14 protein-coding genes and 1 pseudogene are annotated in these 14280 nt (G+C 70.4%); 10 read left to right on the top strand and 5 right to left on the bottom strand.

Going from position 1 to position 14280, the window contains the following annotated elements; genetic code table 11:
* The 3 genes and pseudogenes from ACFV4K_RS21735 to ACFV4K_RS21725 form a co-directional block, all read right to left on the bottom strand.
* A pseudogene (locus ACFV4K_RS21735) lies at nt 1–340 on the bottom strand (hypothetical protein); the annotation flags it as partial.
* Nucleotides 341–571: 231 nt separating this feature from the next.
* Nucleotides 572–1360 carry a hypothetical protein gene (locus ACFV4K_RS21730; RefSeq protein WP_357086327.1) on the bottom strand — a complete coding sequence of 263 codons (789 nt, stop codon included), beginning with the start codon at nt 1358–1360 and terminating at the stop codon, nt 572–574.
* A gap of 83 nt (nt 1361–1443) precedes the next feature.
* Nucleotides 1444–1986 (bottom strand): lipoprotein LpqH, encoded by a 543-nt coding sequence (locus ACFV4K_RS21725; protein WP_379277179.1) that lies wholly within the window; start codon nt 1984–1986, stop codon nt 1444–1446.
* A gap of 148 nt (nt 1987–2134) precedes the next feature.
* On the opposite strand from ACFV4K_RS21725, the gene ACFV4K_RS21720 reads away from it, so the two are divergent.
* The 9 genes from ACFV4K_RS21720 (at nt 2135) to ACFV4K_RS21680 (ending at nt 11460) form a co-directional block, all read left to right on the top strand.
* Nucleotides 2135–3496: a hypothetical protein gene (locus tag ACFV4K_RS21720; protein ID WP_379277181.1), complete on the top strand. Its 1362-nt coding sequence runs from the start codon at nt 2135–2137 to the stop codon at nt 3494–3496.
* A complete protein-coding gene (locus ACFV4K_RS21715; protein WP_379277178.1) occupies nt 3493–4605 on the top strand; it encodes a hypothetical protein in 1113 nt (370 codons plus the stop codon). Before ACFV4K_RS21720 ends, ACFV4K_RS21715 begins: the two co-directional genes overlap by 4 nt.
* Nucleotides 4606–4607: 2 nt before the next feature.
* Entirely contained in the window at nt 4608–6122 is a 1515-nt protein-coding gene (locus ACFV4K_RS21710; RefSeq protein WP_379277176.1) for a tetratricopeptide repeat protein, read from the top strand.
* Entirely contained in the window at nt 6119–7432 is a 1314-nt protein-coding gene (locus ACFV4K_RS21705; protein WP_379277174.1) for a hypothetical protein, read from the top strand. The genes ACFV4K_RS21710 and ACFV4K_RS21705 overlap by 4 nt, the downstream gene beginning before the upstream one ends.
* Nucleotides 7433–7542: 110 nt before the next feature.
* A complete protein-coding gene (locus ACFV4K_RS21700; RefSeq protein ID WP_379277172.1) occupies nt 7543–8865 on the top strand; it encodes a serine hydrolase domain-containing protein in 1323 nt (440 codons plus the stop codon).
* 54 nt (nt 8866–8919) lie between these two features.
* Entirely contained in the window at nt 8920–9381 is a 462-nt protein-coding gene (locus ACFV4K_RS21695) for a hypothetical protein (protein ID WP_379277171.1), read from the top strand.
* 32 nt (nt 9382–9413) lie between these two features.
* Nucleotides 9414–9725 carry a hypothetical protein gene (locus ACFV4K_RS21690; protein WP_357086311.1) on the top strand — a complete coding sequence of 104 codons (312 nt, stop codon included), beginning with the start codon at nt 9414–9416 and terminating at the stop codon, nt 9723–9725.
* 82 nt (nt 9726–9807) lie between these two features.
* A complete protein-coding gene (locus ACFV4K_RS21685; protein WP_379277169.1) occupies nt 9808–10269 on the top strand; it encodes a hypothetical protein in 462 nt (153 codons plus the stop codon).
* Between the two features lie 36 nt (nt 10270–10305).
* Nucleotides 10306–11460: an alkaline phosphatase family protein gene (locus ACFV4K_RS21680; protein ID WP_379277167.1), complete on the top strand. Its 1155-nt coding sequence runs from the start codon at nt 10306–10308 to the stop codon at nt 11458–11460.
* A 1-nt stretch (nt 11461) separates the two neighbouring features.
* Here the strand turns inward: ACFV4K_RS21680 and ACFV4K_RS21675 are convergent, their stop codons facing one another.
* Together ACFV4K_RS21675 and ACFV4K_RS21670 are read right to left on the bottom strand one after the other, a co-directional pair.
* On the bottom strand, nt 11462–12046 hold the full coding sequence (locus ACFV4K_RS21675) for a QsdR family transcriptional regulator (RefSeq protein ID WP_379277165.1): 585 nt from the start codon (nt 12044–12046) through the stop codon (nt 11462–11464).
* Nucleotides 12043–12990, bottom strand: a complete 948-nt coding sequence (locus ACFV4K_RS21670; RefSeq protein WP_379277164.1) for a patatin family protein — start codon at nt 12988–12990, stop codon at nt 12043–12045. Before ACFV4K_RS21670 ends, ACFV4K_RS21675 begins: the two co-directional genes overlap by 4 nt.
* 119 nt (nt 12991–13109) lie before the next feature.
* Here ACFV4K_RS21670 and ACFV4K_RS21665 point away from each other — a divergent pair, with 119 nt between their 5' ends.
* Complete coding sequence (locus ACFV4K_RS21665; RefSeq protein ID WP_379277162.1) at nt 13110–14276, top strand: acyl-CoA dehydrogenase family protein; 1167 nt, start codon at nt 13110–13112, stop codon at nt 14274–14276.
* Nucleotides 14277–14280: the final 4 nt, after the last annotated feature.

Raw genomic sequence — 14280 nt, 5'->3', positions numbered from 1 at the left:
AGCAGCCCAACGGCGGTCCGGGCGGGGTGATCAGCGTCCAGCCGATGAGGGCGCCGATGCCGGCGCCGATCAACGCGCCGGGCAGAGCACTGCCGCTGCCACCGATGGCGCCGCCGATGAGAGCGCCGAGGATGGCATTGCACTGACGCATCACGTCCAGATCGTCCACGGGCTGCACGTTCGTGTCGGCGGCCGGGGGCGTGGGGGATACCTCGTCGACCTGGACCGTGATACCCGGTCCGGGATCCGACTGCGCGGGGTCGGCCACCGCGGTGCCGACCGTCAATACCGTTGCTCCGAGTGCGAGCAAGGCGGTTGCGGTGAATCGCCTGATTCTCATCGCTCCTTCTTCCGTGCTGGTAGAAGTGCACTTCGAATTCAATTAGGCAACCTGGTCGCTGACTCATAGGTATCAGAAAAAGCGACCATTCAGTTCGTTTCCGGATTATTGTGATCGCCGGGCAATGGGGTTGTGACGGTTGCCGGGCGAGGAGTACGAACGTCCCTGACACAGCACGAGAGCCGCGGGCGGCAAGGCCTGCGGCTCTGGGGGATTCGACGTGGTCGTTCATCATCCGGCGGCGTTGACGGGCAGGGACAGCACCACCTCCTGTTCGTTCTCCGGCAGGTAGTGGACGCCCACGATGCGGCCGACCTGGACCAGCGAGACCGCCGTCGGGGGCAGGAACTTCTCGGTGCGGGTCTCGAAGGTGGTGCCGTCCGGGCGGGTGACCACCAGGACCAGGTCCAGTCGGGTGTAGCCGTCGCGGATCTCGCCGGGCACCGACAGCGACCGGACCACCGCCTGTGCCGCGGTGCCGCGCCGGGCGATATCGAGCTTGGCGGGCGTGGTGAAACCCTTGCGGATCATGGCCGCGTTCATGGCGTCCTGCGCCGCCGAGGTGTCGCCGGACAGGTCCACCTCGACCTTGTCCAGGCTGTCGGGCAGGTAGCGGACCGGCAGCACCACGCCGGGCCGCAGCAGGGCCAGCTGGGTGAGCGGCACGATCAGCTTGGCGTGCGAGGCGAACACCTTGCCGTCGGCGCCCTCGACCCGGAAGTCGATGCGCACCTGCGGCTGCTCGTTGAGGTAGACGCCGGTCTGGCGGACGCTCTCGACGGTGCCCAGACCCACCAGGCCGTCACGGAACTGGGAGCTGTTGGTGCCGGTGAAGGCCGACATGATGCCGTCACCGGTGAAGGCGAAGACGATCGGGATGATGGTCAGGGCGATGATCGGCAGGGCCATCTGCGGGCCCACCCAGCCGAAGACATCATCGGCGGTGAGGCCGTGCCACAGGTAGTAGCCGATGGCCAGGACGCCGAGAGCGAGGACGCTGTAACGGATTTGGTTCTTCATGTGCTTCTCCTGATTCGAAGTCGTGGTGGTTGTCGGCCCCGCTCGTGCCCGGCGGCACGAGCGGGGAGAACAGCGGGGCCGGGTCAGCCGACGATGGTGGAGCAGGCGAAGACGATCTCGAACTTCTCGGTCTTCGGGCCCGCCATCGGGTTCGACAGATCCACGCCGCCGACGCCCTCACCGGACACCGTGTAGGTGTTGCCGCTCTTGGTGACCTTCGCCGAACCGCCCGGCATGCCATTGCCGAAGCCCACCGCGTACGGCTGGCCGTTGGCGCCGCCCTTGGTGCCGGTGATGCCGACCGCCTGCACGGTGTTGTCGCCGGTGATGGTGGCGCTGGCGGCGAGGGTGCCGTAGGTGGCGTTGCTCTGGTCGGCCAGCGCCAGGGCCAGGGTGCCCGCCTGCTTCACGCAGGTGGTGTCGAACTTGCCGCTGATCGCCTTGCCGTCCACCGACGCGGACGACGCGCCGCCGGCGGGAGTCGCGGAACCCGGCGCGGCGGAGGTCGCGGCGGTGGTGGGCGAACCCGACTTGGAATCGCCGGAGCTGCAACCGGTCACCAGCAGCGCGGCCGCGGCGGTGGCGGCGAGGACGGCGGTGGTGAGGCGGATCGGCTTGGTGTTCATGGTCATTCCTCGTTCTCGTGATGGTGGCTCCGGGGTGGAACCGATGCCAGAACAGTAGGAATCGGCGCCCCGCCTACCGATCCCAACTTCCGAGGCGCGCGGGCCGGGGAAACTGCGATAACGTGGGCGAATGCGACGACCGCGGGCCATGGTGCTGGATGAGGTCTGGCACCGCCTCGCCGGTGTCGAACCCCTGAGCGGATCCCACGGCGGGCCCCTCCGGCGCACCGTCAAGCTGATCCTGGATCCCCTGGTGATCCGGCCCGTCCAACACCCGTCCTGCGCCGGGGCGATGCTGAGCGCCGACGGCGCGGTGCTGCTCGCGGCCCGCGTCCATGCCGCCGCCGACGTCCTCGCCGCCACCGCCGCCTGGTTCACGCTGCTCAAGCAGACCCGGCGCGCGCTGCGCATCACCGAGGGCAATGCGCAGGACCTGTACTTCCAGCGCTGCTTCGAACTGGCCACCGTCTCGGGTCGGCCGGATCCCGTGCGGGACCGGCCCGCCGCCGAAGCGGCGCTGCGCGAGATCCACGGGGTGACCGCGGGGCGCACCACACAGGCGCTGCGGGAGTACCTGTCCGAACCGGAGCGGTCCGAGGACGTGGCCGAGCTGATCGACACCGCGTGGCGGCGACGGCCGCTGACCGACGTGCCCGATCACGCGGATCTGCTCGGCGAACTCGTCGACGCCTGCGCCGCAACCCGATTCGACGATGCGGATGATCCGCCGGACCTGGACGACGCCGTCGATGCGTCCGTGGGTACGCATACCGGTATTCGGCTCTGGGACGGTGGGATCGGCAGTACCGCACAGGAACTCGGGCTCACCCTGTACCCGCTGCCGCAACCGCCCGGGGTCGGAGCGTCAGCCGCTACCGCCACTCTCGGACTACCGCTCGACCGCACCATTCACGAGCGGGTCTTCACCGTCCTCCAGGCCTCCAGCGAACGCGCCGACCTGCCGCCGATCCCGGAACTGGTCGACGCCGAGATCGCCCGCGCGTGCGCGCCCTGGGCGCTGCTGGACGAATCCCTCCGGGTGGCGGCCGCCGCGGGCGCGACCCTGGCGGTCACCTTGCGCCCTCTGGGTGTCCGGCCGCGAGACCGCGGCGTCGAGATCGGCGGGCCGGCAACACAATCCCCAGTTCTGCGCGGTGCCGGGCCGGACGACGACGGCGCGGCCGCACGACTGATCAACGGCCGCTGGCAGCGTGAGGCCTACGTCCTGCAAGCCCGGCGGATGGCGGTGCGCGCGGACGCGATCGATGGACCGCTCGGGGCCATCGCGGCCGACCTGCGCGTGCCGTGGCGGCCCTACCTGCGCAGGCTCTGGCCCCGCCTGCACGGCCGCGATGTGCGCGAGTTCGGGGTGTACGCGGCCGACGAGCTCTGGGACCTGCTGGACGGGGTGGCCCGATCCGTCATCCTGGACCACCGCATGCGCGTGAAGAAGGCCTTGGCCGCCACCGCGACCGCCGAGCCCGAGGAACTCGAATCGAGGGTGGGATGACGAACTCGACCGTCGCCATCCACCGCTACCCCGACGCGGTGCGCGCCCTCGTCCCCGACGGCGCGACGGTCACTCCCGCCGGCCCGGAAGCCATGGTGCTGGAGGTGACGGGCGGTCTCCTGACCTGGAATGTCCTGGCCGCACAGCAACTCCCCGTCGCGATCATCGACGATGTCGACGCCGCCCAGGAGTGGGTGTGGGCCCTGTACGGCGAGCCGGTCGCCGCGGCGCTCGACACAGTACGGCCGCGAGCCCGCGAACTGTCGGGGGGCCTCGTCGAATTCGGCACCACCGCAACCGGTCCGGATGCTCCCGTGGACCCCCGCGGCCACCGCCTGACCGACGCGGCGACGGCCCCCGCGCTTCCCGCGCTGGTGGTGAGTGCCCGCAGACTCGCCTACGCGCACTGGGCGTCCCGCTGGTGGCCCGCCTCGGTCCTCGACGGCATCGCCGCCCTCGATCCGGCGCTGCTCGACCGCGATATCGCGCTGCTCACCGAGGAGTGCGAGTCCCTGGTGGACGGGTCGGACGCCGTGGCGCCCAGTATCCGCCCGTCCGTGGAGAGCTCCTTGCGTGCCTCGGATTACGCGCTGGCGGCCGGTGACGCGGACCGGTCCGGAAGCGCTCTGGTGCTGGCACGCGGCACCGGCGGCTGGGACTGGCGGCAGTGCCCGGCCGGGCTGGTCGACGCCTCCGAGTCCGCGGTGTCCTGGCAGGTCCTGCGGGAGGCCGGGACCACCACCGTCGCCATTGCCGTAGCCGCTCACCCGGAGCTGCCCGCGGCCGTGCCCGAGCACCTGCGGCCGTGGGCCCGCGTCGACACCGGGCGCGGTGAGCTGCTGACCGAACTGCGTCCGGGTGGCGACAGCTGGATCGGCGAATCCGAGTTGCCCGCACCGGCTTCCACGGTGGGCATCTCCATCGGAGTCCCGGGCTTCGGGCCCGACCTCGACACTGACCCGCAGGCGGCGCAGGGCGCGGTGCGTCAGCGAATTCGCGACTTCGCGGCCGAACGGCTGCGGACGGCGTCGACCCCGGTCGATGACGGCGGCCCGTTCGCGCCATTGCTCGCCGAAATCGACGCCGCCGCAGGTGATTCGGACTTCTGAGCATGAGTGTGGATATCGACGAGAACGCGGGTGAGAGTCCGCTTCTGCACGCCGGGGCGGAGGCTGTCGCGCGCGGTGAATTAATCGAGGGGCTGCGGATATTCGAGCAGGCCGCCGAGGTCGAGCAGGGGGACCTGCGGTTGTGCGCGCTGGTGGACGTGGCGGTGGTGACCGATCGGCTGGGGGATCACGCCGGGGCGGCAGCGCGGTTCCGGGAAGCGCTCGCGCAGATGCGGGAGGACGCGCCCAGGATGTATCCCGGCGCGCTGATCGGGTTGTCCCAGGCGTTGCAGAACCTCGGGGATCTGGATGGGGCGCAGGCGGCCCTCGAACGGGCTCGGGAGGCGCTCGGGTACGAGGGCGCGCCGGGTGACCTGCGGCTGGCGTGCCTGGTGTCCGCCACGGCGATTGCCCTGCATCGGCAGCAGTGGTGGCGCGCGCTGGAGCTGGCCGGTGAATCACTGGACGCGGCACGGCGGTTCGGTCCGGAGCAGGCCGGACATCCGCTGATGAACCTGGCCGCCGCGCACTTCGAGACCGGGCGCTGGGAGCTGGCCCAGGACTTCGCGGGGCAGGCGCTGGCCGCCTTCGAAGCCGTCGCCGACCCCGGCGGGGTTGCCGAGACACAGCAGAACTTGGCTTTGATGCACACGCGCACAGGCGCTTTCGACGAGGCCGAACCACTGCTGGCCGCCTCCCAAGAGTATTTCGAGGCGGCCGGGATGGCGCATCGCGCGGGCATCGGTCTCAAGGTCATGGGGTTCATCGCCGAGCGGCGTGGCCGGATGGGGACGGCGGACGATCAGTATCGTGCGGCGCTGCACCGGTTCGAGGAGTCGCACGCCGTGGTCGAAGCCGCAGACGTACGACTTCGATTGGCCACCCACGCTTTCTCGGCGGGGCGATACGAGGACGGTGAGTCCGAGCTGGCGGCGGCGCGCGGAACCTACGCCGCTCGCGGCCTCGGGCTGCACTGTGCCCAGCTCGACTACTGGCACGCGGGACTCCTGGAACCGCTGGTCGCACACGTCCCGGGCCTCCTGGCGCGAGCGGTGGATCTGGCGGTCCCGGCGGCACTGGCCTTGGATGCCGTCCGCTACGAGCTGCCCGACGGCACCCAGCGCGACACCTGGAACCGCCGCATCGTGAATCCCGCCCTGCGGCTGGCCTTCCGGTACGCGTACTTGGCCGGGGACGCCCGGCTGGTAGCGGACCTCATCGAAAATCAGTGCGCGGGAACAATCCTGGACATCGATCGGCTCGCCGCGGATCCGCCCGCACCGCTGGACCTGCTCGAACCCTTCGATCCGCCCTCGGATTCGGCGGCCGCCGTCCAGGACGCACTGCAACTCGGCACCGCCCTGGCGGCCGTGGCGGCGGGGGCGGGACTGCCCGTCACGCCACCGCCGCGGATCGCGGTGCGACCGGACGGCCATATCGCCCTGTCCGCCTGGCTCGATGCCGCCGAACAACGCTACGGCCGCCGCGTCCGCACCGACCGCGTGATCCCCGCATGACGCCCACCGTGCTGGTCCGGATGGCGGACGCGGGCGATCTCTACCTGACGTGGCGCTGGATCGACGACAGCGCCCCCGCCGGGGTGGGAGTGGTACCGGAGGACCAGGTCGAAGCGGCCATGGGCCGGTTCACCGCCGCCCTCCCCGCGCCGGGAACGGCCGGTGGGCTCGAAAATGCGCTCACCACGGGCGAACTGGCGACCGCCGAGGCGGAAAACGCACTGGCGCAGTACCTCTCGTCGGTGTTCCTGCCCTACGACCTGGCGGTATCGCTCCACGAGCTCTACGTGCGAGGTATACGCCCGCACGTCCGGATCCAGCCGTCACCGCGCACCGCCCAACTGCCCTGGGAGCTGATCGCCCCCGACTCGGATGTGCGCCTGCTGGATATCGCCGACGTGAGCGTCCTCGCCCCGCCCGGCATCGTGCACGCACCCGCCCGCATCGCGCGATCATGGACGGAAACCCGCGATCTGCCCGTCGTCGCCGTGCTCGACCCGCGTGTGCCCGGCTTCCGCGCCGACTCCGCCCTCGGATCCGTCCTCGGCCGAATGGACTCCGCCGCGGCCCCGCTGGCCGCGCTGGTCGCCGACCACGCGGCAGCCGGCCGCCTCACCCCGCCCGTCGCCGAACCGGTGGAGGCGTTCCGCCGCACCGATCTCGACCGCGCCTGGCTGAGCCGAGCCCTGCACGCCGGGGCGGCCCGCCTGCTCTATGTCGGCCACGTCACCGCCGCCGCCCCCGAATCCGGCCGCAGCGAATCGGCCACCCTGCACCTGTCCTGCACCGCCGCCAGCCCGGGCTGCGCGCCCGCCTACCGCGACCATCGGCCGCTCTCGGCACGCGATCTGCTGCTGGGCACCCACGCGCTCACGGCGGGCTCCCGTTCGAACGACCTCGGCGCTGCGGGCGACGGCGTTGGCGGAGCAGCGGTTCCGCGAACCGGTCCCGAGATCTGGCCCATCCCGAGCCGGGTCGCCCTCATCGCCTGCGAGAGCGGCGGCGACCTCCGGTTCGCCGAACCACTGGGTCTGGTGGCGGCCATGCTCACCGGCGGCGCGGAACTGGTGACGGCGGGCCGCTGGCCGCTGCCCACCGATCTGGCGTTCCGCCGGTTCTCCGGCCTCCCCGACACCGTGCACCCGTTCCAGGAAGCCGTGTGCGCCATCGACGCCGCGCATGAGACAGCCGATCCGGTCGCCGCCCTCAATGCCTGGCAGCGCACCCATCTGGCCGCCTGGCGCGCGACCGGGGCGATCGAGCATTCCCCGCTGATCTGGGCGGCGTTCGCCACCGTCGACACCCGCTGATGAGCTGCCCCGAAAACCTGCGCCCCCGAAAGTCACGGGCCGGGAAAAGCTAATCGCGCCGGCCGATTCTCCGATGAGCCAAGCGGATTCATCGGAGTACGGAGGATCGAGTGGCGCGCTTCCTGACAGGCATCCTGGCGGTGGTGATGGCGGCCGCCCTGACCTCGTTCGCGGCGCCCGTCGCCGGGGCGGAGCCGGATGGTCTGCGGCACTGCGAAGTCAGCGACGGCAGGCAGCCCGAAACCGCGACCGCCGAAGACGTGGGCCTGGATTCGGACGCGCTGCGGCGCGCGGTGGACTTCGCCTCCGACCCGACCCGCTTCACCGTGCAGGTGTTCCGCAACAACTGCCTGATCGCGGCCGGACCCACCAATCAGCGGGCGGGCGGCGTCCCGTGGAATCTATGGAGCGGCACCAAGAGCGTCGTGTCCATGGTCGCGGGGATCGCGGTCGGCGCAGGCCTGCTGCGCGTGGACGATCCGATCGGCGACTACCTGCCCGCCGGACTCGGCGATGCCGAGCATCGCGCGATCACCGTGCGCAGCCTGCTGACCGAGACCTCCGGCATGGAGATCGCCATCGCCTCCGAAGGCATCACCGGGGTGGCCCGGCTCGACCCGAACGTGGTCGCACAGGCCCTGGCCATGCCCATCCTGCATCCGCAGGGGGAGACCTGGCAGTACAGTCAACGCGCCGTCGACCTGCTCGTCTACGTGATCCAACGGGCCGTCGGCGAGGACTTCCAGGCGTACGCGCAACGAAACCTCTTCGATCCCTTGGGCATCCGGCACTCCGACTACCTGTGGGCGCGCGACCGCAGCGGCAACACCTATGGGCACGCCCACCTGGTGCTCCCGCCCGACGACTACGCCAAACTCGGCCTGCTGCTCGTCGATCGCGGCAATTGGCACGGCCGCCAGGTGATCCCGACCGCCTACCTCACCGAGGCCACCACCTCCCAAGGCGTCAACCCCTGCTACGGCTTCCTGATCACCGTCAACGGCCCCGACTGCGAGGACCTGTTCCCCGGCCTCCCCAAGGACGCCCTCCAGATGGCCGGCATGATGCGCCAGGACAACTTCATCGTCCCCAGCCTCGGCCTGCTCGTCAGCTGGACCGGCGTTTCTGTCCCCGGTGGCGCGGTGAGCTTTCCGCACGAAGTCCTGCGCGGCCTCACCACGGCCTTCCGCACCCCCGCCCTCCCCGACCCCGGCCCCTACGTCCAGCGCCCGGAAGCCGGCATCACCGATCCCATGTTCATGAACCCGGACGCCACCCTCGCGGCCCTGGGCCTCGGCCCGATGGCCTACCCGGGCTGCGGCCTGCTGGAATGCCTGGGCAAACCGCTGTACCCGCCCTTCGGTGACTGGCCGCCGGGCTGCTTCATCCTCGGCTGCACCGGGGCCGACCCCGCGACCCCGGGCATCCGCTGACCTGCCGGGGGCGGATCAGAGGCGGGCGGTCGCATCGCGGAAGCCGCTCTGGCATTGAAAGATCCGTGGGAATCGTTCGTCTATCTCATCGAGAAGATCTGTGAACTACAGGCTCGCGACCGATTGCTCAACGAACTCGCGCTGCGGGCCGCGCCCAGCCCGGAAATCGCCGCCCAACGCGATGCCGGGCATGGCGCGATGCGCGAAATCATCACGCGGGCACAGGATGCCGGGGTGCTACGGGCGGACTGGGCGCTCGAGGACATCGCGTTCATCACCTGGTCCCATTCGCGAGTGGTGGAGCAGACCGCGGGCATCGCCCCCGAAGCGTGGCGGCGCCATCTGGCACTGATCCTGGACGGACTGCGGGCGGAAGCCGCTCACCCGCTGCCGGTTCCGGCGATCAGTGAGGACCAGCTGAACCGCTCACTGCTCGCCGACCCGGACCGCGACCGAGGGGCGAACGCCGCCCCGAAGAAACGGTGGAAATGGCTCCGGTTACCGTCGGAGTGGTAGTCGTTCGCTCGTATCTGTTGGAGGTAGTGAAAATGGCTGGGATTCCCGCGGTACCGACCTCGCTGCTCGCGGCCGGTGGACTCACCGGCGGCTTCGCGCTCGCCCAGGCCACCAAGAAGCGGCAGCTCGGCGGGGCGGTGTTCGCGGCGGGGACCGCGGCCGCGTTCCCGCGGTGGCGCAAGACCGTCGGCACCGGTGGCGCGGCCGCGCTGACCGGGCTCGCCATCGGCGCGATGGGCGCCTCGCACCCGCTGGCCAAGAAGATCGGCGCGTGGCCGTCGGTGGCCGTGGTGTCGAGCGTGGTCGCCGTGGCCGCGTGGGCCGCCGTGGATCGTCGCGCCTGAGTTCATCCGCCGGTCCTCCGGTGTGTTCGGACCGTAAGGTTCGATCGCGTGCCGGGGGACCGTCCACGCAATACCGTGGAGTATGCGCACTTTCGTTCACTTACTGCTGTTCGCCGCCGCCATCGCGGTGGCGGTCGGGGTCTTCGGTCCGCTCATCGGCGCGGTCGACGCGCGGAATGTTCAGTTCACCGACCTGCGTAACGGCTTCGAGCGAGGTCGGACCCTGGGTCAGATCGGGGCGCAGTCGGGGAGCTTCGTCACCTCGCTGGCCATCGGACTGCTCGGCGCGGCGGCGGTGGTGCTGGTGGCCGCGCTGACCGGGTCCCGCATCGTGGGGTGGATCGGCGTGCTGGCCGGACTGGCCGGACTCGGCATCCTCACCTGGCGACTCGACCAGCGCTTCGACCACGAACTCCGCACCGACTACCGCCACCTGCTCTCCGGCACCTGGGGGCTGTACCTGGTCGCCGGGGGACTGCTGCTGTCCCTGCTGCTCCTGCTCGTCCCGCGCGAACGCCGCCTGCCCCCGCCGCCGGGATTCTGAGCTCGAAACCCACCGTTGGCCCCATAGAGTCGATTCATGCCCGGTACACCCGCGGGGGTCGGTCCGCACACACTCGCCGACATCCTGCCCTCCGTCGCCGCCTCTTTCGGACTCGATCAGCCGAATCCGCTGGCCATCGCGCCCAATCGGGACGTCGTGGTGCTGCTCATCGACGGCCTCGGCGCGGAACTGCTGGCCCGCCACCGCGACCTCGCGCCCACCCTCGCCGCCCACGTCCGCACCACGCTCACCGCGGGCTTTCCGGCCACCACCTCGACCAGCCTGACCAGCCTCGCGCTCGGCGCGCCCTGCGCCACCCACGGCATCATCGGCTACAGCTTCGCGCTGCCCGAAGGCGACGGGGTGCGGCTGTTGAACTCGCTGCGCTGGACCCTCGACAGCGCCACCGGCGACACCGCCGTCGAGGCCTACCCGCCGGAATCGGTGCAGCCGCAGACCAGCCGGCTCGAGGACCTGGCCGCCCACGGGATCGAACCGCACTACGTGATCCCCGGCTACCAGCGCGCGTCGGGGCTGACCCGCGCCGCCTTCCGCGCCCCGGGCACCCTGCACCCGGCCTCGAACCTCGACGATCTGCGCGCCGGAATCCTCGCTGTCGCACAGCATTCCGGGACGGTGTCGCGGTTCGCATACGCCTACTTCGCCGACCTCGACGCCAACGGGCATCTGTACGGCCCGGAATCGCCGCAGTGGCTGGCGGTGCTCGCCGAGATCGACGCCGCGGTGGCCGACCTGCTCGCGGACCTGCCGTCCAGCTGCACACTGCTGATCACCGGTGATCACGGAATGATCCACGTGGACAACGCCATCGACCTCGACACGCTACCCGCCTTGCACCGGGGCGTCCGCCTGATCGGTGGTGAGGCGCGGGTGCGTCACGTCTATCTCGAACACCCCGACGCCCTGGCCGATATCCGTGCGGCCTGGACCGCGGAACTGTCGCCGCACGCCACCGTCGTCTCCCGCGAACAAGCCCTCGACGAGCACTGGTTCGGGCCGACCCCGCCGACACCCGTGATCGCCCACCGCATCGGCGATATCATCGCCGTGGCCGAGAACCAGACCGTACTGATCCGGCCCGTCCTCGAACCCCTGGAATCCGCGCTGCTGGGCCACCACGGGGCCCGCACCTCCGCCGAACAGCTCGTCCCGCTCATCGCGAACCTCTGAATCAGGTTCGCAGCAGCGCGTTCTGGACCTTGCGCAGGCGGTCCACGTCACCGCGGAAACCGGCCACGGCATCGTTGTAGAGGAACGCCTCCCACAGCCGGACCAGGGCGTAGGCGAGGGTGTCCGGTTCGATCGGCGGCTGGTAGCCCTCCGATTGCGCGCGCTCGATATGCCGCTCGACGATGCTCACCGCGGTCTGGTGCACGGTCCCGTCGCCGCGCGTGATCAGGCGCAGGGCGGCGGTGGACTCGTTGTCGAAGTAGGCGCGCAGCGCGTCATTGGCGACCAACAGGTCGATGGTCCGGTCCAGCACCGCGGCGAGCCGCTCCCCGCCGGTGCCGCGGGTGCGGCGGTCGGCCAGGGCCACCACCTTCTCCAGTTGCCGCGCCACGGCCGCGCCGAGCAGGCCGTCGCGGGAGCCGAACCAGCGGTAGATGCTCGCCCGCCCCACCCCGAGGTGCGCGGCAATGGCATTGACGTCCAGCCGTTTTCCCTCCAGGAACACGGCGATGGACGCCTCGAGCACATCGTCCCGACTCGCCGACGCCGGTCGGCCCGGCGCTCTCGTTCCCTCCGCTCGCGTCACGCGGACAGCTTAGGAGCCAGGAACTCCGACAGCGTGCGCGCGGTCGCCGCGCGTCCCAGGATGAGGGCCGTCCGCAGCACCTCGGGGTCACGATCGATGCGGCCGATATCGGGTGCGTCGCGCGGCGGGCGGATCTGCAGCACGGCCGGGTCGGAGGCGAAATCGCGCTCGTCGCTGTGATGTCGCTCGACCCGTGCGAGCCAGGGCCCGACGGTCCCGGGCGCGTGCCGCGACAGGAAGCGCGCCACCACCCGCGACTCCACCGTCGACGGAGGCCGCATGGCCTCGTCGTCCCGGCGCGTGCGCAGCACCAGCACCCGGGTCGCGCCCTGCGCCAACGCCGTTCGCACCGGCACGGATTCCGACAGCCCCGCGTCCACGAACCGCCGCGCCCCGATCCGCACCGGCCGCCCCGCCAGGATCGGCAGGCAGGTCGAGGCCCGCAGCGCCGTCTGCACCGAGCGCACATCGCTGAGTTCCGGGTGCAGGTCGACGGCCGCGCCGGTGTCGGCGTCGGTGGCGATGGGGTGGAAAGTGATGGCATTGGCCAGGATCGCCGGGAAATCCATGGGCACGATCCGCTCGTACACGGTGTGCACCAGATAGTCGGTGTCCACCACCTTGCCGCCGCGCAATGCCCGCGCCGGACTGATCACGCGGTTGATCACCTCGGGATTCCAGGCCCGCCGCGAATCCACCGCCCGACCGCACAGCAGCCAGGCCGCGTTCAACGCGCCCGCCGAAGCCCCGTACACCGCGTCGAAGCAGGACAGCACGCCCAATTCCTCGATGGCCATGGCCATTCCGTGCGAGTACGCCCCACGCGAGGAGCCGCCCTCGATGACGAGGGCGAGGCGATGGCGATCCGTGCGGCGACCGGGGGCGCTGTCCTCGCGGTGCCGGCGCGCGATGAGTTCGCCGACGCCGAGGTCGTGATCGGACAAGGGTGCTCCTTTCGAGGGTCCGGTCGACCGTCGAGTATACGACCCTATTTGAGACACGGCTATGTCTGTGTATCATTTCCGCCGATGGCGTGGGTAACCACGAAACTGGAGGTCAACGCATGCAACTAGCGCTCACCGACGACGAGCTCGCCTTCCGCGACGAGCTGCGCACGTTCTTTCGGAGCGAAATCCCGGCCGACATCCGCAACCGGCATCGGCACGGACAGGAACTGTCCAAGGACGACCTCGTCACCACCCAGCGCATCCTCAACGCGCACGGGCTCGCCACCCCGAACTGGCCGGTGGCCTGGGGCGGCAAGGACTGGACCCCGATCCAGCGGCACCTGTGGCACGAGGAGATGCAGCTCGCGTCGGTGCCGGAACCGCTCACCTTCAACACCAATATGATCGGGCCGGTCATCGCGCACTTCGGCTCCGAGGAACTCAAGGCGCGGTTCCTGCCCGCCACCGCCAACCTCGACATCTGGTGGTGCCAAGGGTTCTCCGAACCCGAAGCCGGCTCCGACCTCGCCTCCCTGCGCACCGTCGCCGTACGTGACGGCGACAGCTACGTGATCAACGGCCAGAAGACCTGGACCACCGGCGCGCAATTCGCCGACTGGATCTTCTGCCTGGCCCGCACCGATCCCGACGCCCCCAAGAAGCAGGCGGGCATCTCCATGTTCCTGTTCCCGCTCGACACCCCGGGCGTGACCGTGCGGCCCATCAAGCTCATCGACGGCGGCCACGAGGTCAACGAGGTGTTCCTGGAGAACGTCCGGGTGCCCGCCGACCAGCTCGTCGGCGCGGAGAACCAGGGCTGGACCTACGCCAAATTCCTGCTCGGCAACGAACGCACCGGCATCGCCGCCGTCGGCCAGACCAAGGTGCGGCTGTGGCTCGCCAAGGAACACGCCAAGCAGACCCGCCTCGGCGAACGCACCCTGCTCGACGATCCGCTGTTCGCGACCCGGCTCGCCGAACTCGAAAACGAGCTGCTGGCACTGGAACTCGTGCAACTACGGGTCGCCGCCGGATCCGCCGACGGCAAACCCAACCCGGTGTCGTCCATCCTCAAACTGCGCGGCACCGAGCTCCAGCAGGCCGTCACCGAACTCCTGGTCGACATCGCCGGACCGGATTCGATTGCCCGCGAGGACGAGTCGAACGCCGATTGGGCGCGCCGCAGCACCGCCACCTACCTGAACTATCGCAAGACATCGATCTACGGAGGATCCAACGAGGTGCAGCGCGGCATCATCGCCTCGACGATCCTCGGACTGTGAGGCA

This window comes from Nocardia sp. NPDC059764, from assembly GCF_042732555.1.
In the GTDB taxonomy this organism is placed as follows: Bacteria; Actinomycetota; Actinomycetes; order Mycobacteriales; family Mycobacteriaceae; genus Nocardia.
The sequence above is the reverse complement of the archived record's forward strand: the minus strand, read 5'-3'. Positions and strand labels throughout refer to the sequence as shown.

Bases quoted from the DNA above. Each gene is read 5' to 3' on its own strand.
- ACFV4K_RS21730 (WP_357086327.1), bottom strand. From the start codon at position 1,360: ATGAAGAACCAAATCCGTTACAGCGTCCTCGCTCTCGGCGTCCTGGCC.
- ACFV4K_RS21725 (WP_379277179.1), bottom strand. From the start codon at position 1,986: ATGAACACCAAGCCGATCCGCCTCACCACCGCCGTCCTCGCCGCCACC.
- ACFV4K_RS21720 (WP_379277181.1), top strand. From the start codon at position 2,135: ATGGTGCTGGATGAGGTCTGGCACCGCCTCGCCGGTGTCGAACCCCTG.
- ACFV4K_RS21715 (WP_379277178.1), top strand. From the start codon at position 3,493: ATGACGAACTCGACCGTCGCCATCCACCGCTACCCCGACGCGGTGCGC.
- ACFV4K_RS21710 (WP_379277176.1), top strand. From the start codon at position 4,608: ATGAGTGTGGATATCGACGAGAACGCGGGTGAGAGTCCGCTTCTGCAC.
- ACFV4K_RS21705 (WP_379277174.1), top strand. From the start codon at position 6,119: ATGACGCCCACCGTGCTGGTCCGGATGGCGGACGCGGGCGATCTCTAC.
- ACFV4K_RS21690 (WP_357086311.1), top strand. From the start codon at position 9,414: ATGGCTGGGATTCCCGCGGTACCGACCTCGCTGCTCGCGGCCGGTGGA.
- ACFV4K_RS21685 (WP_379277169.1), top strand. From the start codon at position 9,808: ATGCGCACTTTCGTTCACTTACTGCTGTTCGCCGCCGCCATCGCGGTG.
- ACFV4K_RS21680 (WP_379277167.1), top strand. From the start codon at position 10,306: ATGCCCGGTACACCCGCGGGGGTCGGTCCGCACACACTCGCCGACATC.
- ACFV4K_RS21665 (WP_379277162.1), top strand. From the start codon at position 13,110: ATGCAACTAGCGCTCACCGACGACGAGCTCGCCTTCCGCGACGAGCTG.